This window comes from Bacteroidales bacterium, assembly GCA_023229505.1.
Taxonomy (GTDB): Bacteria; Bacteroidota; Bacteroidia; order Bacteroidales; family JAGOPY01; genus JAGOPY01.
Map to the genome: position 1 here is coordinate 40489 of JALNZD010000020.1, position 20152 is coordinate 60640.

The 20152-nt window shown below is 43.4% G+C and carries 18 protein-coding genes; all 18 read left to right on the plus strand.

Translation table 11 applies throughout. The features are described 5' to 3' along the window. Window positions 1–21 precede the first annotated feature (21 nt). Window positions 22–1404 (plus strand): polysulfide reductase NrfD, encoded by a 1383-nt coding sequence (gene nrfD, locus M0Q51_08825; GenBank protein MCK9400078.1) that lies wholly within the window; start codon window positions 22–24, stop codon window positions 1402–1404. After that, on the plus strand, window positions 1391–1939 hold the full coding sequence (locus M0Q51_08830; protein MCK9400079.1) for a DUF3341 domain-containing protein: 549 nt from the start codon (window positions 1391–1393) through the stop codon (window positions 1937–1939). Before nrfD ends, M0Q51_08830 begins: the two co-directional genes overlap by 14 nt. Before the next feature lie 13 nt (window positions 1940–1952). Further along, window positions 1953–2528: a c-type cytochrome gene (locus tag M0Q51_08835; GenBank protein MCK9400080.1), complete on the plus strand. Its 576-nt coding sequence runs from the start codon at window positions 1953–1955 to the stop codon at window positions 2526–2528. A gap of 8 nt (window positions 2529–2536) precedes the next feature. Beyond that, complete coding sequence (locus M0Q51_08840; GenBank protein MCK9400081.1) at window positions 2537–3730, plus strand: hypothetical protein; 1194 nt, start codon at window positions 2537–2539, stop codon at window positions 3728–3730. Window positions 3731–3754: 24 nt separating this feature from the next. Further along, window positions 3755–5155 (plus strand): hypothetical protein, encoded by a 1401-nt coding sequence (locus M0Q51_08845; protein MCK9400082.1) that lies wholly within the window; start codon window positions 3755–3757, stop codon window positions 5153–5155. A 128-nt stretch (window positions 5156–5283) separates the two neighbouring features. After that, the gene (ccsA, locus tag M0Q51_08850) at window positions 5284–8400 is read left to right on the plus strand and encodes a cytochrome c biogenesis protein CcsA (GenBank protein MCK9400083.1); all 3117 of its coding nucleotides are present in this window, start codon (window positions 5284–5286) and stop codon (window positions 8398–8400) included. 161 nt (window positions 8401–8561) lie between these two features. After that, the gene (locus M0Q51_08855; protein ID MCK9400084.1) at window positions 8562–9056 is read left to right on the plus strand and encodes a cytochrome c; all 495 of its coding nucleotides are present in this window, start codon (window positions 8562–8564) and stop codon (window positions 9054–9056) included. Window positions 9057–9065: 9 nt separating this feature from the next. Then, window positions 9066–9554 carry a DUF4920 domain-containing protein gene (locus M0Q51_08860; GenBank protein MCK9400085.1) on the plus strand — a complete coding sequence of 163 codons (489 nt, stop codon included), beginning with the start codon at window positions 9066–9068 and terminating at the stop codon, window positions 9552–9554. A gap of 15 nt (window positions 9555–9569) precedes the next feature. Next, on the plus strand, window positions 9570–11159 hold the full coding sequence (locus M0Q51_08865) for an acyl--CoA ligase family protein (protein ID MCK9400086.1): 1590 nt from the start codon (window positions 9570–9572) through the stop codon (window positions 11157–11159). Between the two features lie 411 nt (window positions 11160–11570). Then, entirely contained in the window at window positions 11571–12353 is a 783-nt protein-coding gene (locus M0Q51_08870; GenBank protein MCK9400087.1) for an SCO family protein, read from the plus strand. 4 nt (window positions 12354–12357) lie between these two features. Next, the gene (gene ctaD, locus M0Q51_08875; GenBank protein MCK9400088.1) at window positions 12358–13959 is read left to right on the plus strand and encodes a cytochrome c oxidase subunit I; all 1602 of its coding nucleotides are present in this window, start codon (window positions 12358–12360) and stop codon (window positions 13957–13959) included. A 20-nt stretch (window positions 13960–13979) separates the two neighbouring features. Further along, complete coding sequence (locus M0Q51_08880) at window positions 13980–14603, plus strand: cytochrome c oxidase subunit 3 (GenBank protein MCK9400089.1); 624 nt, start codon at window positions 13980–13982, stop codon at window positions 14601–14603. Window positions 14604–14687: 84 nt separating this feature from the next. Continuing rightward, window positions 14688–15005, plus strand: a complete 318-nt coding sequence (locus M0Q51_08885; GenBank protein ID MCK9400090.1) for a cytochrome C oxidase subunit IV family protein — start codon at window positions 14688–14690, stop codon at window positions 15003–15005. 82 nt (window positions 15006–15087) lie between these two features. Next, window positions 15088–15993: a cytochrome c oxidase subunit II gene (gene coxB, locus M0Q51_08890; GenBank protein MCK9400091.1), complete on the plus strand. Its 906-nt coding sequence runs from the start codon at window positions 15088–15090 to the stop codon at window positions 15991–15993. 28 nt (window positions 15994–16021) lie between these two features. Continuing rightward, window positions 16022–16912: a heme o synthase gene (cyoE, locus tag M0Q51_08895; protein MCK9400092.1), complete on the plus strand. Its 891-nt coding sequence runs from the start codon at window positions 16022–16024 to the stop codon at window positions 16910–16912. Between the two features lie 97 nt (window positions 16913–17009). Further along, window positions 17010–17231 (plus strand): DUF4492 domain-containing protein, encoded by a 222-nt coding sequence (locus M0Q51_08900; GenBank protein MCK9400093.1) that lies wholly within the window; start codon window positions 17010–17012, stop codon window positions 17229–17231. Further along, window positions 17224–18789 (plus strand): cytochrome ubiquinol oxidase subunit I, encoded by a 1566-nt coding sequence (locus M0Q51_08905; protein ID MCK9400094.1) that lies wholly within the window; start codon window positions 17224–17226, stop codon window positions 18787–18789. The genes M0Q51_08900 and M0Q51_08905 overlap by 8 nt, the downstream gene beginning before the upstream one ends. Window position 18790: 1 nt before the next feature. Then, window positions 18791–19948 carry a cytochrome d ubiquinol oxidase subunit II gene (locus M0Q51_08910; protein ID MCK9400095.1) on the plus strand — a complete coding sequence of 386 codons (1158 nt, stop codon included), beginning with the start codon at window positions 18791–18793 and terminating at the stop codon, window positions 19946–19948. Window positions 19949–20152 lie beyond the last annotated feature (204 nt).

Here is a 20152-nt window from a genome sequence, read left to right on the forward strand (position 1 = left end):
AGGTAATAAAAATCTCTCAATATGTATAAAGCAGAAGTCAGGGGCGAACTTATAAATGGAAATAAGAATTACGGGCAGATCACCCGCGAGGTCTTACGGCCATTTGAAGCCGACAGGCCACCCAAATGGTGGTACATAGGATTATTTATCGGATTGGCAATGGTCATTATCGGCACCTGGAGCGTTATTACACTGGTCTCTACCGGTATCGGGATATGGGGACTGAACAATAATGTCGGCTGGGGATGGGATATCATCAATTTTGTCTGGTGGATCGGGATCGGGCATGCCGGTACGGCATTTTCGATCTTTCTTCTTATACTTCGCCAAAGATGGAGAACTTCTATTAATAGGGCTGCCGAAGCCATGACTGTGTTTGCAGTTCTCTGTGCCGGCCTGTTCCCCATGCTTCACATGGGAAGGGTATGGGATGCCTTTTTCATCCTGCCTTATCCTAATACCCGCGGACCTTTATGGGTGAACTTCAACTCGCCTTTATTCTGGGACGTAGTAGCCATCAGCACTTATCTTATGGCATCCGGTGTTTTCTGGTACATGGGGATGATCCCCGATTTTGCCTCCATCAGGGAAAGAGCGACGTCTAAATTAAGAAAGAATATTTACAGCATCCTCAGTTTCGGATGGGTCGGTACAGCACGTGGTTGGTTAAGGTTTGAAACTGCCGCCATCCTGCTTGGCGGCTTAACCGCACCGTTGGTAGTTTCCGTCCACTCTATCGTATCTATGGACTTTGCTACATCCGTTATGCCTGGCTGGCATACGACAATTTTCCCGCCTTATTTCGTGATCGGTGCTATCTTTTCCGGGTTCGGCATGGTGATGACGCTGATGATCATTGTCAGGAAGGTTTTTAAATATGAAGATTTCATTACACAGGGCCACCTCGATGCCATTGCCAGGATCCTGACATTTATCAGCCTGATCATGGGGACTGCTTACATGACCGAATTATTTATAGCATGGTATGGTGGTACTGAATATGAAATGTTTACATTTATGAAGAACAGGATCACAGGTGACTACACTTTTGCATTCTGGACAATGATAACCTGCAATGCCATCATCCCACAACTTTTCTGGTTTAAGAAAATCAGAAAAAACCTGACCATGGTCTTTATCATGTCCATTATCATTAATATCGGGATGTGGTTTGAGCGTTACGTGATCGTGGTTACGTCCCTTTCCAAAGACTTTCTGCCTTCGAGCTGGGCAGCCTATCATCCCACCATTTATGATAAGGCCTTATTTATCGGAACACTGGGTATTTTCCTGCTCGGGATACTGTTCTTCTTCAGGTTTATTCCCATGATGGCTATCAGTGAGCTTAAAGGTATTTTAAAAGAAACAAGTATTAAGAAGGATAAAAACCATGGAAAGAATTAATATAGTAGGGATATATGACGACCCGGATGTCCTCGTGGCTGCTGCTAAAACGCTGAAGGAAAAGGATGTACGCATTAAAAACATCTTCAGCCCCTTCCCAATCCATGAGTTGTGGGATGTGCTGGGGTTAAAAACCCGGCTTCCTCTGCTGACCTTCATTTACGGGACTGTTGGTCTGATTGTCATCTATGCATTCCTTTACTGGACTTCGGTTGTCAATTATCCCCTGAAATTTGGCGGTAAGCCGCTGAATTCCCTTTCTTTTATCATCATCATGTTTGTCGGGACGATTTTCGTTGCGGTACTCTTTACTTTTTCGACCTTTTTTATCCGGCAGAAAATTGGCCCTGGCAAGAATGTCGTAATGATTGACCCACGTACGACTGATGATAAATTCGCCATCGTGATTGAAAAATCGGCCGAATTTACCGATGAAGAAGTCAGACGGATCAAAACCATCCTTAAGGAAACCGGCGCTGTTGAAATATCGGAAAAAATCCAGCCTGATCATTATATTGAAGAAGAAAACGACTAATAGTTGGTTCATTATGATAAAGAGCTTTTTTAAATTCCCGGTCATCCCTTTGCTGGCAGTCATGCTTTTCATGAGTTCCTGCAACCATAAACGCAATCAACCCGGGTATGCCTACATGCCTGACATGTATTATTCGGAGCCTTATGATGCGTATACTGCAAATCCGGTATTCCGTGACAGCCTGACCATGCAGTTGCCGGTAAAAGGCACGATCGCGAGGGGGCATTACCCGGCTTATCCATACAAGCCTAAATCAGTTGAAGATCAAAAAAGGGCCGGGTTAGAACTGGTGAACCCGGTACCTGTCAGTACAGGGGCCCTTGCTAAAGGCAAAGAACAGTATACTATATTCTGTATCAATTGTCATGGCGCTCTGGGAGATGGCAAAGGATACCTTTACACAAGCAAGCGTTTTCCTGCCCAACCCACTTCACTGATTGGAGATATTGTGAAAAATAAACCTGACGGTGAGATATACCATGTCATTACCCTGGGCTCTCTTTCAGGACTGATGGGCGCTCATGGCTCCCAGATTGCTCCCGAAAACCGCTGGAAGATCGTAAATTATGTCAGGGAGCTGGGTAAATAGTTATTTTGATGGAAGGAGAATCAATTATGGAAAATTTTAATATGGATAAACAGCTCGTGATTTCAAAGAGGTTCAATTACCTGACCTATGTCCTGATGGGGATCGGGTTTGTCACAATTGTTGCCGGCTTCTTTGTCAATCCAACGAAAACCTGGGCTAATTACCTGATGAATAACTATTACTTCCTTTCACTGGCTATAGGAGCAACTTTTTTTGTGGCTCTTCAGTATATCACCCAGTCAGGATGGGCAAGTGCTTTTATCAGGATACCGCAGGCCATGGCAAATGTGATCCCTGTGATCGCTGTCCTGATGATTCCGATCCTGATTTTCGGCTTGCCGGATATATACCACTGGGCACACCCGGGAGCTGCAGCCCATGATCCGATTATCGCTCATAAAAGCCCTTACCTGAACCTGCCATTCTTCATCTCCAGGTATATTATCTTTTTTGCCATATGGATTTTCCTTACCCAATACCTGAAGAGATTATCGCTAAAAGAAGACAGGGAGGGCGGAATGGCCAATTTCTACAGAAGTGCATTATTTTCCAAGATATATATTTTCACCCTGGCTATCACTTTTTCACTTGCCACTTTCGACTGGATCATGTCGGTTGATATTCACTGGTTCAGTACTATATTCGCTTTCAGGAATTTCGCCATGTCATTTTATCATGGAACAGTAGTAATAACCTTGATTGTGATCATTCTAAGCAAGATGGGTTACCTGCCTTTTCTAACCAAAGCCCACATGAAGGATTTTTCAAAATATATCTTTATCCTTAGCATCATCTGGACCTACCTCTGGTTTGCCCAGTATATCCTGATCTGGTACGCAAATATCCCGGAAGAGACTGTTTATTATTTACCCAGGACCAAAGGCGAGTTCAAACCCCTGTTTTACCTTGAGCTGATCATTAACTTTGCAATCCCGTTCGCATTGCTGCTTTCCAACTACCTGGTAAGCCATAAAAACACATTGCTTGCCATTTGTATTATCATCATCCTGGGACATTGGGTTGATCTATACCTGCAAATCATTGTTGGTACTTACGGAAAACTTCAAATCGGCCTGATTGAAATAGGCATGTTTACCGGATTTGCCGGAATGTTTGCCTATACTGTAGCTCACGCCCTCAAAGCAGCACCACTGGTACCGAAAAATCATCCTTACCTGGAAGAAAGTTTGGGACATCATTGATATTATCCGGTTATAAGCTGAATTATGAAAAGACAATTCGTATATTTAATTAGCATTGGGATACTTAACTTTTTTTTATTTATAGGAGTGTTCAAACTTCTTCAAAATGAGAAAATTTACCATAATACACTTGGCGTTATCTCAGAAAACTATGAAAGAATTGGGGGGTGGGACAATTATGAAATAAAAAAGACATCTAAACCATTTCTTCAGATAAAAAATGACAACTTTGAAACTTGGGATGCCGCAATATACAAATGTGTCAGTGAAAGAATGTATTGTCCTGAAAATGATTGCTACGGTAATGTAAGGGCTGCTTTTTTTCCTCTTTTCCCGGTTCTTTGGAAAATAACATTTAGTTCGCCCATAGGTATTTCAATTATTAACTATTTTCTCTTTATTTTATCCATTGCGTTTCTTGTGATGTTTTTATTTAAGACAACATTATTTAATAAATTGGTCACGTATTCTATTCTTATTACCCTGCCCTCTACCATCATTTATTATATACCCTATACGGAGGCTCTGTTCTTGTTTACGATGACGGCGGCTGCAATTGGGATAATAAAAAAGAAATATTGGTTGTTTTTTGCAGGTAGTTTTTTAATGTCGATGGTGAGACCAGCTTCCGTTTTTATACTTATTGCAATAGTGTTTGCTGAATTAATAATTCTCATTAAAAACAAGAATTACCGCTTATTCATAAATGAAATAATCTTTAAATCCTTACCATTCATAATTGGATATTTCTGTGTTATATTTATTCAATATTTATATACTGGCTCCTGGTCTGCAATGATAGAAGCTCAAAAGCATTGGGCAGGAGGAGTTCAGGTAGTTAAAGGATTCTCAGACTGGTCTATTGAAGGGTTTGGACTGTCTTCTTTTGCTATATTCTTTGTATGCTTACCAGCTCTGCTATTTACCTTATTTTTGCTTATTAACAGGAATAAAAAAACTAAAGGAGATTATATTCTAAACATTAAGAATTATGACATCGGGTATTTATTATTAATTTCTGTTTTTTATTTAATTGGAATTTTTGCTTTTACACTAATAACATCAGGAGGGAATTTACATAGCTTTTTCAGATTTACGTTAGCTTCCCCTTTCTTTTATATAGCCTTATTATTTTTTCTTAATTATTTATACGAAAAACCGGTAAAATTATTTTTTTCAATTTTTATCATCTTAAATGTTTTACTAATACTGTTTCTGAATTTTGAGGATTATGGTGGCGGGAGAATGCAGTTTTCGTTTTTCGGACTTTATATGTTTATTGCGACAGGTTTATTCCTTATCATAAAAAAAATAATATCCCAACCAATTCAAATAGTAATAATAATAGCACTAATTATACTGAATACTATTTGGAATACTTATTTATTAAATGTTTTTTTTAGCAATGGTTGGATATTCACATAAAATTCGGCTTCTATACGACATAAGCGTTGAGTATTAACAGATGCTTGGCGCTTTTTTTGTTTTAATTTAAACTCATTCTTTATAATTCTTCTTTTTAGCTATTTTTGCTTGCATAAAAATCTTCATTTATGCGAAAATTATTTGACTTTATATTTTCCATGCAATTTGCAGGGACCCTTATGCTGGTCTTTGCTGCAGCTATCGGAACAGCAACATTTATAGAGAATGATTTCAGCACGCTTGCCGCCAAATCTGTAGTTTATGATGCCAGATGGTTCGAGGCCCTTTTATTGCTGACTGCCATCAGCCTGGTCGGTAGTGTGTTCAAGTATAAATTATATGAACGAAAGAGATATAATGTGTTATTGTTCCACCTTTCTTTTGTTGTCATCCTTGCCGGGGCTGCTATTACCCGCTATGCAGGCTATGAAGGCACGATGATGATCCGGGAAGGGGAATCTTCCAGCCAGATTATCTCTGAAAGCCCGTTTGTCCAGGTAACCGTTGAAAAGAATGGCCAGAAGGGTTATTTCTATGACGATTACTTATTCACGGAGTTCAAGAAGAACCACTTCGACGAAACATACACATTTGACGGAGAAGACTTTCGTCTTGAATTTCAGAAATATATTCCCAATGCAGCCGAGGCTGTCGTGGAAGATCCGGATGGGATACCGATGATGACTTTTGTCACGGTGGAAAACAGTGAAAGAAAAAATGCCCTGATTAAAGCCGGTGAAAACAAAAAAACAGCAGGGCTCAATCTGAGCTTTAATGCCGAAACATCGGATCCGGAAGCAATCCATATTAATTATACCCCGGAATCAGGGTTGACTTTCCGCGCACCTGTCGATGCTACCGTCATGAACATGATGGCCGGAACTACTGACACCCTTAGCAAGGATTCTACGTATACCTTGAACCCAATGCAGTTATATAGTTTTGATGGCATTCAGCTTGTAGTCCGGCAATTTTACGCCACCGGGAAAACCCAGATGGTTTCCTCCCCGCATGAAAAAAGCGGAGCTGCCGCCATAGTAATGAACCTGAGCTATAAAGGCCAGACAGAAGAAATCAGTATGCTTGGCGGGAAAGATATGATCGGTCAACCGGTCAAAACCATCATCGGTGACGCGGAATTTTCACTCGCATACGGCTCCAGGATCATCGAAATACCCTTCTCCATTATGCTGAGAGATTTCCAGCTTGAAAGATATCCCGGATCCCAAAGCCCTTCTTCCTTTGCCAGTGAAGTAACCGTGCTTGATCCTGCAAAAAATGTGGAAAAACCATACCGGATTTTCATGAACAATATCCTGAATTATGGCGGATTCAGGTTTTTTCAGTCCTCTTATGATAAAGATGAAAAAGGAACCATTCTTTCCGTGAACCATGACAAATGGGGAACAATGGTGACTTACATCGGCTATATTATCCTGGCGGCAGGACTTCTTTATAATTTCTTCAGTAAAAACAGCCGGTTCAGGAAGCTGGCCCGGACATCTTCACAATTGAAGAAAAAGAGTGCACTGGCTTCCATAGGAATTCTTGTGGTTATCAGCATGGCTTCTTTTTCTTCCATGGCCCAGCATGGTTCAACCCCTGATCCACAAAAAATCAGTAAAGATCATGCTACAAAATTCGGACAGTTATTGGTTCAGGACCAGGATGGCGGACGGATGAAGCCTGTCAATACCCTTTCTTCGGAAATTTTGCGTAAAATTTCCCGCAAAGACAAGATGATGGGGTTGAATAGCGACCAGATATTCCTGGGAATGCTGACAAACCCGATTTATTGGGAGACTGTACCGATGATCAAAGTGAGTGACAAGGAACTCAAAAAAGTCATCGGCGTAGAAGGAAAATATGCCTCATTTAATGATTTTATCGACCAGGAAATGGGCTCTTATAAGCTTTCTGAACATGTTGATGCAGCTTATAATAAAAAACCTGTCGAGAGAACCAGCTTTGACAAGGATGTGATTAAAGTTGATGAACGGGTGAATGTTTTCTACATGGCTATAACCGGTGATTTCCTGACCGCATTCCCGGAGCCACGACATCCTGATAACAAATGGCACACCGCAGAGGATCCTTATTCCGTTTTTGATTCGACAGACGCCGGTTTTGTAAGTAATATCCTGCCGGTTTATTATCATGCCGTTGTCGATGGAATGAGTTCAAACGATTGGGCGCAAGCTGATTCCACTCTTGGATACCTTAAAACGTTCCAAAATAAATATGGTGCTGAGGTTATTCCACCTAAGTTAAAAACCCAGCTTGAAATTACTTATAACAATATCAATATTTTCAAACGCCTTTTCCCGTTTTACGGGCTGGTTGGTTTAATTTTTATTGTCGTGCTCTTTATGCAGGTCCTTAGCCGGGGAGTTGACCTGAAATGGATCGTACGGATTCTGATCTGGCTCATCATTGCAGGGTTTATCCTGCATACACTTGGTTTGGCAATAAGGTGGTACGTGGCGGAACACGCACCCTGGAGCAACGGATATGAAACCATGATCTACATTGCCTGGGGCACGGTCCTCTCAGGGATCCTTTTTTCCAGAAAATCTAAAATCACCCTTGCAACCACTGCCATTCTCGCATCAGTGACACTTATGGTAGCCAACCTGAGCTGGCTCGACCCACAGGTGACCAATCTGGTCCCGGTGCTGAAATCATACTGGTTAGTCATCCATGTTGCGATCATTACGGCAAGTTACAGTTTCCTTGGCGTCGGTGCCCTTTTGGGATTCCTGAACCTGATCCTGATCAGCCTTCAGAATAAGAACAATTTCGGAAAGCTGAAAGATACCATAGAAGAGCTTACCAATATCAATGAAATGAACCTGATTATCGGTGTATTCCTGGTAACCATCGGCACCTTCCTTGGAGCTGTCTGGGCAAATGAATCATGGGGCCGGTATTGGGGATGGGACTCCAAAGAGACCTGGGCACTAGTCACGGTTCTGGTTTATTCTTTCATCGTCCACATGAGACTTATCCCTGGCTTGAACGGGGTCTTTGCCTTTAATTTTGCCGCCCTTATCGGTTTCAGCTCTGTGCTGATGACTTATTTCGGCGTGAACTATTACCTGTCGGGCATGCACTCCTATGCTGCAGGTGACCCGGTCCCGGTGCCTACTTTTGTATACTACACTGTTGCTATTGTTGCCCTGGTTTCATTGCTATCGTACCTTAATCATTTAAGAATGGCTAAGAGCAAGAAAGCGAGCGAGTAGATTAACAGGATAGAATTGGAAAAAAGCACAAAAATAAGCTGCTAACTTTATTGTGAAATCTGCACCAGCCAAAAAATTAACCTCAACTATCTATTTAAATGGGATATATTGGTTAATTTTACCTCCTCTGAAACATTTCAAAATAATTAAATACGACAACCATGAAAAAATTAAATTTTGTTTTGGTTTTAGGGGTTATGGGAATTGCTTTTGTAATGAACTCCTGTTCATCGGGTTCCGAGCAGAAAACCCGGAAGCCGGAAACCATTATCCAGAAAGACCCTGGAGCAACCGAAGCAGCAGTAAACACCAATGAAATGGCCGCACAGGTGGCCCGTGGAGAACAAATCTACAAAGAGAAGTGTATTGTTTGTCACCAGGCTGATGGAAAAGGCCTTCCAGGTGCATTTCCTCCATTAGCCAAGTCGGATTACCTGTTGGCCGACAAGGTAAGGGCTGTTGTTCAGGCACTTAATGGCTCAAATGAACCAATAACGGTCAACGGCCAGGTTTTCAATGCTCCTATGCCGCCCCAGGTTAACACGAAAGAAGATGCTGTTGCCATCATTAATTATGTGCTGAATAATTTTGGAAATAATGGCGGTTACATCACCCTGGAAGAAGTTAAAAGCGTTGTGATTAAGCCACGTCCATAATTAATTATTATGAGAATCTTTAGTTTTATTTTAATACTGGCTTTCTTATCTTCCTGTCAGCAAACACCACAGAAAGTGGAGCCGGCAGTGAAATCAGATCAACCATCAACCGGCAGCTTCGGGAAAGAGATACCTTCGGAGAAAGCCATCGCGGCTGCTGATTTGATCAGTGTTTTCGCTGTTTCCGATACGGTTGAAGCTATAATATCAGGTAATATTACTGCTTCATGCAAACATACAGGCTGCTGGATGGATCTTGATATGGGAAAAGGCGAAACGGTCCATGTGACTTTTTTAGATGAGTCGTTCACGATCCCGTTAGATGCAGCAGGTAAAAATGCCGTTGCTCAAGGCATCGCCATCAGGGAGCTGATCCCGGTTGAAACCTTGCAAAATTATGCCAGGGAAGAAGGGAAAAGCGAAGAAGAAGTTGCTGCGATTACAGAACCTGTCTATGCCTATGAATTTATTGCCAAAGGAGTCCTTATAGAGGAATAACCAAACCCTTGAACCATGTTTGCTGAACATCATCAGAAAGTTTACAGGACTGAACTGACGCCCATCAGCTTTCTGCGCCGTTCAGCTAATGTTTATCCTGAGAAAATTGCCATTATCCATAATGAGAGGCGTTACACCTATCATGAATTTGAAGAACGGGTCAACCGGTTTTCTTCGCAACTTAAAAAATGTGGGCTAAAAAAGCATGACCGGGTCGCTTTTTTATGCCCGAACATCCCTGCTCTGCTTGAAGCCCATTTTGCAGTCCCGACCGCCGGGGGTATCCTGGTACCGATCAATACCCGCCTGAATGCAGAAGAAATCGGTTATATCATACAGCATTCAGGCTCAAGGTTTTTATTTGCAGATAGTGAGTTGAAACCGGTTGTTGATTCGCTCGATCTTTCAGGGTTAAGAATTATTGAAGTTAATGATACAGGGTTGCAGGAAGATCCTTATGAAGCATTCCTTTCAGAAGGTACGCCAGAACCAGTTGACAGTATGCTTGAAGATGAAGAAGAACCAATCTCGCTTAATTACACTTCCGGCACGACCGGCCGGCCAAAAGGGGTGATTTACACCCATCGGGGCGCCTATCTTAATTCATTGGGTGAAGCCATTGAAACCAGGCTATGTCCTGAAAGCGTATATCTCTGGACATTACCTATGTTTCATTGTAATGGATGGTGTTTTACCTGGGCTGTCACGGCCGTTGGAGGCACTCATGTCTGCCTTCGTAAAACCGATCCGGGAATGATCTGGGACCTGATAAAAAATGAAAATGTCACCCATTTCAACGGCGCCCCGACGCTACAGATCAACTTGCTGAACCATCCGAAAGCGGAACCTGTTCTCCATCCCGTGACCGTCACCATTGCCGGCGCCCCGCCTTCCCCTACCCTGCTGGAAATGATCAAATCCTATAATTTCAAACCGGTTCACGTCTATGGATTAACTGAAACATACGGCCCGATTACTGTTTGCGAATGGCACCCGGAGTGGGATAAGCTGCCTGTCGAAGAGCAGTCCTTATACAGGGCAAGGCAGGGACAGGCTTACCTGACGGCTGATATGGTAAGGGTGGTGGATGAGAACCTGGAAGATATCCAAAAAGATGGCAAGACCTTAGGGGAAGTGATCATGCGGGGGAATAATGTAATGAAGGAATATTATCTTCAGCCGGAGGCGACTGCCAGGGCATTTCTCGGGGGCTGGTTCCATTCCGGCGACCTGGCAGTCTGGCATCCTGATGGTTACATCGAGTTGCGTGACAGGCTGAAAGATATTATTATTTCAGGGGGCGAAAATATTTCTACTATTGAGATCGAGCAACTGGTGGTCAGGCACCCTGCCGTGCTGGAATGCGCCGTCGTAGCTATCCCGGATGAGAAATGGGGAGAACGTCCGAAAGCTTTCGTGACTTTAAAAAGAGATGCCAGGGCTACAGAAGAAGAGATCATCAGCTTCTGCAGGGAACATGCTGCACATTTCAAATGCCCTGTTGCCGTTGAGTTTGGAGAATTGCCAAAGACCTCTACCGGTAAGATCCAGAAGTATATTTTACGTGAAAAAGAATGGGCTGGAAAGAGGAAGAGGATTAATTAAGGAGTAGTCCCGCGAGGATTGGGCGGATTATTTTATCGGACGAACGAGCGATCGAACGATCAGGTGATATTCGATTTGTTCCACAAGATTTGTCCCGCCAGGGACGACTGAAAATAGCCCCGGACACCCGTCCGGGGATTGATATGATGGCCATTAATTTCAAGTCCCTTTGGGGACGGCCGAAATATGGAGATGTCATCTCGTTTAAATATCGTTTCATTCGTCCCGAAGGGACTTTTTAATTGACACCGCTCCTTTTTCCCCGGATTTCATCCGGGTCTACTTTCATACCTCCCTGACGGGAGGTGTTAATATAAAGAATATTTTGATTTTTCATTCAATTATTTGCAACCTATTTAGATTTATTCTAAATTTGCACCCGATTTCTTAGCCTAAAAAAAACCAAATCATATGTTGAAAATCAACTTTTTACTTGTCATTATTTTTCTATCTCTTCTTGCACCGTTCATTATAAAGGCGCAAGAGGAATTAGGAATTTATGAGCATTTGGACGAATATATTCCGAATGACCTGGTATTTGTAACTGATAAATATGATACCGTAAACCTTCTCAAGCAGATAGACAAACCAACGGTAATTGTGCCGGTTTACTACGAATGTCCCGGCCTGTGTAGCCCGCTGCTGGAAGGGGTTGCCGATGTTATCTCAAAAGCCTCCATCGAACTTGGAAAAGATTACCAGGTTTTCACTATCAGCTTTAATCCGGATGAAAAAACGAGACTTGGCAAAGAGAAAAAGGAAAATTATGCCAAACTGGTTAAAAACAACAGCGATATGGAGCATGGATGGATCTTTCATACCGGCGATAGCACAAATATCAGCAAACTGCTTAATAGCTTAGGATACAAGGTTAAAAGAGAAGGAAAGGAATGGATACACCCGGCAGCGATCATCGTTCTTAGTCCGGATGGAAAAATTACCCGTTATCTTCATGGAACCTATTTTCTTCCATTTGACCTCAAAATGGCGGTCGTTGAAGCCTCTCATGGAAAATCGGGCCCTACCATCAATAAAATGCTGAAGTTTTGCTTCAGCTATGATGCACAAGGCAAGAAGTATGTTTTTAATATCACCAAGGTTTCCGGCAGTATTATTATGCTGATGGTCCTCGGTTTTTTTGTCTCATTGGTGTTGAAAAGCAAAAAGAATAAGAAACCCTCTATTGAAAACTGATGATATGTCAACTTTAACTTCCAGTCCTGATCTGTCGTTTTATCAGGTTGCCAAAGGTATCCGGTCGTGGATTTTTACACTTGACCATAAAAGGATTGCCCTGTTGTACTTCTATTCCATTAGTACCTTTTTCCTGGTTGGGGTTGTCCTGGGATTACTTTTGCGGCTTGAACTTATTGCCCCGGGCAAAACCATTGTGGAGCCGCATACTTACAACCAGCTATTCACATTGCATGGGGTGATCATGATCTTCCTTTTCATTATTCCTGTCATACCGGCGATTTTCGGTAATTTCTTCCTTCCGATTATGTTAGGGACAGATGATGTATCCTTCCCCAGGGTTAACCTGCTTTCATGGTATTTGTATATCCTTGGAGGTATCCTGGCTTTACTGACGCTCGTTGTAGGAGATGGCCCGCCAGATACAGGTTGGACTTTTTATGCGCCTTACAGTGTCAAAACAGGCACGAACGTTTCCATCGCGGTGCTTGCAGCTTTCATTCTTGGCTTTTCTTCTATTTTGACTGGCCTTAATTTTATCGTTACCATCCACAGGCTCCGTTACCCGGGCATGTCCTTCTTCCAAATGCCCTTATTTGCCTGGGCATTATATGCGACAGCCTGGATACAGGTCCTTGCAACACCGATAATTGGCATCACCCTGTTAATGATCTTTGTTGAGCGGGTTTTCGGCGTAGGTCTTTTTGATCCCAGCATAGGTGGTGACCCCATTCTTTACCAGCACCTTTTCTGGATCTATTCCCATCCTGCGGTTTATATCATGGCGCTGCCCGCCATGGGTATTATCTCAGAGATTATTCCCACCTTTTCACACAGAACTATTTTTGGTTATAAAGCCATCGCCTTTTCCAGCCTGGCCATCGCTTTCGTTGGTTATTTCGTATGGGGACACCACATGTTCACTTCCGGCATGAGCGGCCCTGCACGCATTATCTTTTCCATTCTCACTTTCCTGGTGGCCATTCCGTCGGCCGTAAAAGTATTCAACTGGGTAGCGACCATGTATAAAGGGTCCATCGACCTTCAACCCCCGATGCTTTATGCCATGGCATTCATTTTCCAATTCCTTATAGGTGGTCTTACCGGATTGGTCGTTGGTGCACTGGCAACCGATATACATTTGCATGATACTCATTTTGTTGTCGGTCACTTCCATTACGTCATGTTCGGAGGTGCGGGCTTTGCCTTTTTCGGAGGTATTCATTATTGGTTCCCAAAAATATGGGGCAGAATGTATAACGTGCGATGGGCAAATATTGCCTTCACACTCCTTTTTATCGGTTTTAACACGCTGTATTTCCCTATGCTTATTTTAGGGATAATGGGGATGCCTCGCCGGTATTATGACTATTTACCTGAATTTCAACCATTGAATGTAATCTCTACAGTTGGTTCCTGGATCCTGTTCATCGGGTTGATCATCATGATCGTCAACCTGATTAACGGCTATCGTAAGGGCGCAATAGCCGGCCGTAATCCGTGGGGAGGTGTTACACTTGAATGGCAAACAAAATCTCCACCACCGCTGCAGAACTTCGACAAAGCTCCTGAATTATCGGAACACGGTCCTTACGATTTTAAATAAAACTATTTTCAAAATTTAGTATGGAAACAACCTTCGTATTGCCGAATTCCGGGCACAACCGCGATGATATGTCCTCCAAGATGGGGATGTGGCTCTTCCTTTTTACGGAATTGTTGCTTTTCGGCGGCCTCTTCCTGGTATATATGATCTACCGGTTCGTCTATCACGATGATTTCCTTGAAGCTTCCCTCAATCTGCAAGTATTATTCGGAGCGGTGAATACGATCGTCCTGCTGACCAGCAGTATGACCGTAGCTATGTCGATCACGGCCATGCAGAAAGGAAACGCTCAGTTGTCAAAAAGGCTTATTTGGTTGACTATTCTTTCGGCAGGCATCTTTTTGGTAATTAAATTTTTCGAATGGTCCGCCAAGTTTGAACATGGATTGTTCCCGGGGATGGCGCATTACGGGGAATTAGCAAACGGGGAAAGATTATTTTTTTTCCTGTATTTCTTCATGACCGGTCTCCATGCTCTGCACGTCATTATTGGAGCTATCTTCCTACTCTATGTTATAAAGTCCATTCAGAAGCAAAAAGTCAGGCAGGATAAATACATGCTCCTGGAAAACGCAGGCCTTTACTGGCACCTTGTCGATTTGATCTGGATTTATTTGTTTCCGTTGTTTTACCTTATTCATTGAGAAGAAGACAGAAATAGTGGAATAGTGGAACAGTGGAACGGTGAAACAGTGATTTTAAAATTTAAAATTTGGAATAAATAGTATATGAACCATCAAGATAAACCATCAAGCCACGCACACGAAGTGCATATTACAAGTTACAAGGACCATGCGAGCACTTTTCTCGGTTTGGTCCTGTTAACCATCATGACAGTTACGGTTTCCGTATTTGGCGCTGATCTTTACACACTGACGGTTCTGACAGCCCTGGCCATTGCATCGACAAAAGCCATTGTGGTAGCCTTGAATTTCATGCACCTAAAGCATGATCCTAAGATCTTCCGGGCCATGATCGGGATCGTCCTGCTGTTGTTTATTGTGTTCGCTGTGCTGACACTGGTGGATTACATGATAAGGCCATAGAGATAGTGAATAGTGAAACAGTCGAACAATCGAACCTTGATTCTGGAATTTGAAATTTTAATAAATAAGTAAAAACAAAAAAATGTCTGGTGCCTCAAATTTTGTTCAGGGTGTAGATCTTACCTTCATCATCATACTGGGGGTTTCTGTATTTTTCCTGGTAAGCATCACTGCAGTGATGATTTATTTCGTTATACGTTACAGCAGGAAGAGAAATCCAAAGGCCACCAATATCGAAGGAAATAACACCCTCGAGATCGTCTGGACCGTAATTCCGTTGATTTTGGTACTGATCATGTTCTACTTTGGATGGCTCGGATTCCGTCCGATGCGCAACGTGCCGGAAGGTGCCATACCGGTCAAGGCCATCGGTCAGATGTGGAGCTGGATGTTCGAATATGAAAACGGGAAAAATTCTGCAGAACTGGTTGTGCCGCTCAATAAGCCGGTGAAACTCAATCTGTCCTCCCGCGATGTCATCCATAGTCTTTATATCCCGGCGTTCCGCATCAAGGAAGATGTTGTCCCGGGAAAGAATAATTATTTGTGGTTCACCGCCCAGGAGGAGGGTGAATATGATATTTTTTGTGCGGAGTTTTGCGGTGACCGGCATTCATATATGCTCAGCAAAGTAAGGGTGCTGCCCGAAGCTGAATACAACTCCTGGTTAGCGTCTTCAGATATCCCTGCCGGTGAGCACCCCGGGCTAACGCTTATGAAGCAAAATGCCTGTGTTACCTGCCATTCACAGGATGGAAGCAAAATTATCGGTCCTTCATTTAAAGGATTGTTTGGAAGAAAGGAAATAATTATCGCTGATGGGATTGAAAAAGAAATCACCGTGGATGAAGCCTATATAAAACGTTCCATTTATGAACCAAATGCTCAGGTAGTCAAAGGATTCAACCCCGGCCTGATGATCTCCTATCAGCAACAGCTATCTGAAGAAGATATTCAGAAGATTATTGATTATATGAAGGGGTTGTAAGCAGAATACAGAATACAGAAGTCAGAAATTGAAATCAGAAATCGAAAATCGAAAATCGAAAATCGAAAATCTTACGGTTTTCCTTGAATTGTCGAAGGTGAAAATAACCTTCGCGGTTGCATTAACGACCATTACGGGATACCTTTTGGCCGGGGGTTCTTTTGATATTGGACTGATCCTGCCAACACTCGGGATTTTCCTGCTGGCCTGCGGATCTTCAGCAATCAATCATTTCCAGGAACGTGACCAGGATGCGAAGATGGAACGGACCCGCAACCGTCCAATCCCGTCCGGAAGAATTTCACCGGCTGGTGCGCTGGTCTTTGCCTTCCTGCTCTCTGCCTCAGGCTCGGTGCTCCTTTACCTGGGTAGTGGCATGCTCGGCATGCAGTTGGGTCTTATCGCGCTCATCTGGTATAATGCCATCTATACCCCCCTGAAAAAAAAGACCGCCTTTGCCGTTGTTCCCGGAGCTGTCATTGGCTCGATACCGCCACTCGTTGGCTGGGTTGCAGCAAGAGGACATCTTGGCGACCCCAGGGCAATCTTTATGGCATTTTTCTTTTTCATCTGGCAGGTACCTCATTTTTGGCTTCTAATGCTCAAATATGGCGATGAATATGTCAAAGCAGGCTTTCCTTCTATTACACAGCTTTATACATCCAGGCAGATCAAGCATATCACCTTTATCTGGATTCTGGCCACTGCCGTGTCAGCAATGATGCTTCCCGTATTCGATGTGGTGGATTCATGGGTGGTAATGGGTGGATTGCTGATCTCCTCTATCTGGCTTGTCGGGCAGTTTACCAGGCTGCTTTCTATACGTGACCTCCCCTTCAACCCGATCCGGTATTTTATGAAGATCAATTATTTCGTGCTGGCAGTAATCATCTTTCTTTCCCTCGACAGGTTTATTTAACCTCGTTGCATCCATACCATTCATCGCCTGATTTCGGTTTCGATATGAATTGAATCTTTTACATCCCTGATATTTTATACTTATTTTTGTAAGTGTCATGAGGGTATTTAAAAAGATATTCTTCTTTTATTATGATGGTTTCCATTCCATGACATGGGGCAGGAAACTCTGGATCATCATCCTGATCAAGATTTTCATTATGTTTGCCATTCTCAGGGTTTTCTTCTTTCAGGATTTCCTTGACAGTCGTTTCGGCTCCGACCGGGAAAAGAGCGAATACGTTGTTGATGAACTCACCAAACGTAATTTGAATGATTGATAGTATTGATTATTCACTGGTTGACTGGTCACGTGCGCAATTTGCCCTGACTGCCATGTATCACTGGCTGTTCGTTCCGCTGACGCTCGGTTTGTCTTTTATAATGGCTATCATGGAATCGATCTATGCCAGGACCGGCGACCCGCACTGGAAAAAGGTGACCAAATTCTGGATGACACTGTTCGGGATAAATTTTGCAATTGGGATTGCCACGGGGATCATACTCGAGTTCGAATTTGGCACCAATTGGTCAAACTATTCCTGGTTCGTGGGCGATATCTTCGGCGCTCCGCTGGCCGTGGAAGGCATTATGGCTTTCTTCCTCGAATCCACATTTGTCGCCGTGATGTTTTTTGGGTGGAATAAGGTGAGCAAGAGGTTCCACCTGGCTTCCACCTGGCTTGTGGCAGTCGGTGCCAGCCTTTCGGCCCTGTGGATCCTGGTAGCTAACGCCTGGATGCAGAACCCGGTCGGGATGCAATTCAACCCCGATACTGCACGAAACGAAATGGTGAATTTCTGGGAAGTCCTATTCTCCCCTACTGCGATCAACAAATTCCTGCATACTGTCACTTCCGGCTTCGTGCTGGCCGCCGTTTTCGTCATCGGGATCAGTGCATGGTTCATGCTCCACAAACGTGAAATGCTTTTCGCAAAAAGAAGCATGCTCGTGGCTTCCGTATTCGGCCTGGTGTCAGGATCTTTCCTGATCCTGACCGGGGACGGGTCTGCAAGGGAAATGGCCAGGGTGCAGCCGATGAAGTTCGCTGCTATGGAAGGACTGTACGATGGACGAAGAAACGCGCCATTGGTTGCTATAGGGCTTTTTGCAAAACCTGGAAGCCCGGGCAATCCGGACCAGGAGGAATTCCTGGTCAAGATAGAAATTCCAAACATGCTGTCATATATGGCTTTCCTTGATCCGCACGCTTTCGTGCCGGGCATTAAAGACCTGATACAGGGGAATGAGCAGGAAGGCCTCATTTCTTATGCAGAAAAGATAAAAAGGGGGAAAATGGCGATACAAACGCTAAAGGATTATAAAAAGGCCGTTGCAGATAATGATAAGGCACTATCAAATGCCCTGAGAGCGAAATTCGATGATCCTGCATTTATTGACAACTATTTCAGGTATTTCGGTTATGGATATTATGACGATCCTAAAGATATCATCCCCAGTGTGCCGGTATCCTTCTATTCATTTCATGTTATGGTCATACTGGGCGTGCACTTCATGATTCTGTTCCTGCTGGTCTTCATTTTGTTATTTAAAGGTACGATACATCAGAAACGATGGATCCTGTTTGTAGCATTATTCACTATACCTCTCGCTTACATTGCCTCCATGGCCGGTTGGATGCTTGCAGAATTCGGCAGGCAACCCTGGGTCATCCAGGACCTGATGCCGACCATCGCTGCAGTCTCCCGAATCGACAGCACATCAGTGCAAATCACTTTCTGGCTTTTTGCTGTTCTGTTCACCGCTTTGCTTATTGCCGAAGTCAGGATCATGACTGAGCAGATAAAAAAAGGCCCTAAAAACGAAGGAGGTCACTGATATGTTTGAAAATCTGTCATATTTGGCTTTACAGCAATACTGGTGGATCATCATCTCCCTGCTGGGCTCAGTGTTGGTTTTCCTCTTCTTTGTTCAGGGAGGGCAGACGCTGATTTACAAATTAGGCCGTACCGAAACCGAACGTACAATGATCGTGAATGCATTAGGCCGCAAATGGGAGTTCACCTTCACTACGCTGGTCACTTTCGGCGGAGCTTTTTTTGCCTCCTTCCCACTGTTTTACGCCACCAGTTTTGGTGGGGCCTACTGGGTCTGGATGCTGATCCTGATCGCTTTTGTGATACAGGCCATCGCTTATGAATTCCGCACAAAGCCCCGGAATTTCCTCGGGCAAAGGACCTTTGAGACTTTCCTTTACCTGAACGGCGCAGTAGGTACAATCCTGGTCGGGACTGCAGTCGCTACGTTCTTTACCGGGTCGTCCTTCTTTGTAAACGATATGAATTTTTCCGAATGGAAAACCCCCTTTCATGGACTTGAGCTGGCTTTCGGTTTTTCAAAGTACACTGCTTTCATAAACCTGTCACTCGGCCTTGCTGTCTTTTTCCTGTCCAGGGTGCTGGGAAATCTCTACCTGGTGAATACCATCGATGATGCCATACTTCATAAACGTGCTTTTCATCTTTTATTCCGCGATGCCTTGCCATTCCTCTTATTCTTCCTGTTTTTCCTTGTCAATATCCTTGTTCGCAAGGGATTTGCTTACAACCCGGATACAGGTGAAGTTTTCATGGAACCGTTCAAATACTTGCACAACCTCATACAGATGCCGGTTGTTTTGATCCTGTTGCTGGCCGGCGTAGCATTGGTCGTGGCCGGGCTCTATAAAACCTGGAAGTCATATGACACTTTTCACACTAAAGCCATCTGGTTTGTCGGGCCTGGAGCTATCCTGACCGTTTTCGCCCTTTTTCTGACTGCAGGGTTCAACCATACGGCTTTTTACCCTTCGATCTATGACCTGCAAAGTTCCCTTACGATCGAAAATGCATCTTCCAGCAAATATACCCTGGCAGCCATGAGCTATGTTTCATTGCTGGTGCCGTTCGTCTTCGCTTACATTTGGTATGCGTGGAAGGCAATTAATAAAAAGAAGATCGACAAAAAAGAAATGGAAGAAGAAACACATAAATATTAGTTCAAAGTTCCAAATTTCAAATTTCAAATTTCAAACCACTAACCAACATGCATACAGTCCAAATACTATGGCTCCTTGCCCTGCCAGTGTCTATTTTTCTTACTTACCGGGTGATATTATTTGTCCTCAAAAAATACGAAAAGAAATTTCCACAGGATGTTGAAATAAATTCTGGTGAAATTTCCTGAAATTTTTATATCTTTG

What these genes read in the sequence shown, in the direction of transcription:
- M0Q51_08870 (MCK9400087.1), top strand. Translation starts at nt 11,571, where the DNA reads ATGTTGAAAATCAACTTTTTACTTGTCATTATTTTTCTATCTCTTCTT.
- M0Q51_08860 (MCK9400085.1), top strand. Translation starts at nt 9,066, where the DNA reads ATGAGAATCTTTAGTTTTATTTTAATACTGGCTTTCTTATCTTCCTGT.
- M0Q51_08905 (MCK9400094.1), top strand. Translation starts at nt 17,224, where the DNA reads ATGATTGATAGTATTGATTATTCACTGGTTGACTGGTCACGTGCGCAA.
- M0Q51_08845 (MCK9400082.1), top strand. Translation starts at nt 3,755, where the DNA reads ATGAAAAGACAATTCGTATATTTAATTAGCATTGGGATACTTAACTTT.
- nrfD (MCK9400078.1), top strand. Translation starts at nt 22, where the DNA reads ATGTATAAAGCAGAAGTCAGGGGCGAACTTATAAATGGAAATAAGAAT.
- M0Q51_08830 (MCK9400079.1), top strand. Translation starts at nt 1,391, where the DNA reads ATGGAAAGAATTAATATAGTAGGGATATATGACGACCCGGATGTCCTC.
- M0Q51_08865 (MCK9400086.1), top strand. Translation starts at nt 9,570, where the DNA reads ATGTTTGCTGAACATCATCAGAAAGTTTACAGGACTGAACTGACGCCC.
- ccsA (MCK9400083.1), top strand. Translation starts at nt 5,284, where the DNA reads ATGCGAAAATTATTTGACTTTATATTTTCCATGCAATTTGCAGGGACC.
- M0Q51_08910 (MCK9400095.1), top strand. Translation starts at nt 18,791, where the DNA reads ATGTTTGAAAATCTGTCATATTTGGCTTTACAGCAATACTGGTGGATC.
- ctaD (MCK9400088.1), top strand. Translation starts at nt 12,358, where the DNA reads ATGTCAACTTTAACTTCCAGTCCTGATCTGTCGTTTTATCAGGTTGCC.
- M0Q51_08840 (MCK9400081.1), top strand. Translation starts at nt 2,537, where the DNA reads ATGGAAGGAGAATCAATTATGGAAAATTTTAATATGGATAAACAGCTC.
- M0Q51_08880 (MCK9400089.1), top strand. Translation starts at nt 13,980, where the DNA reads ATGGAAACAACCTTCGTATTGCCGAATTCCGGGCACAACCGCGATGAT.
- M0Q51_08835 (MCK9400080.1), top strand. Translation starts at nt 1,953, where the DNA reads ATGATAAAGAGCTTTTTTAAATTCCCGGTCATCCCTTTGCTGGCAGTC.
- M0Q51_08885 (MCK9400090.1), top strand. Translation starts at nt 14,688, where the DNA reads ATGAACCATCAAGATAAACCATCAAGCCACGCACACGAAGTGCATATT.
- coxB (MCK9400091.1), top strand. Translation starts at nt 15,088, where the DNA reads ATGTCTGGTGCCTCAAATTTTGTTCAGGGTGTAGATCTTACCTTCATC.
- M0Q51_08855 (MCK9400084.1), top strand. Translation starts at nt 8,562, where the DNA reads ATGAAAAAATTAAATTTTGTTTTGGTTTTAGGGGTTATGGGAATTGCT.
- M0Q51_08900 (MCK9400093.1), top strand. Translation starts at nt 17,010, where the DNA reads ATGAGGGTATTTAAAAAGATATTCTTCTTTTATTATGATGGTTTCCAT.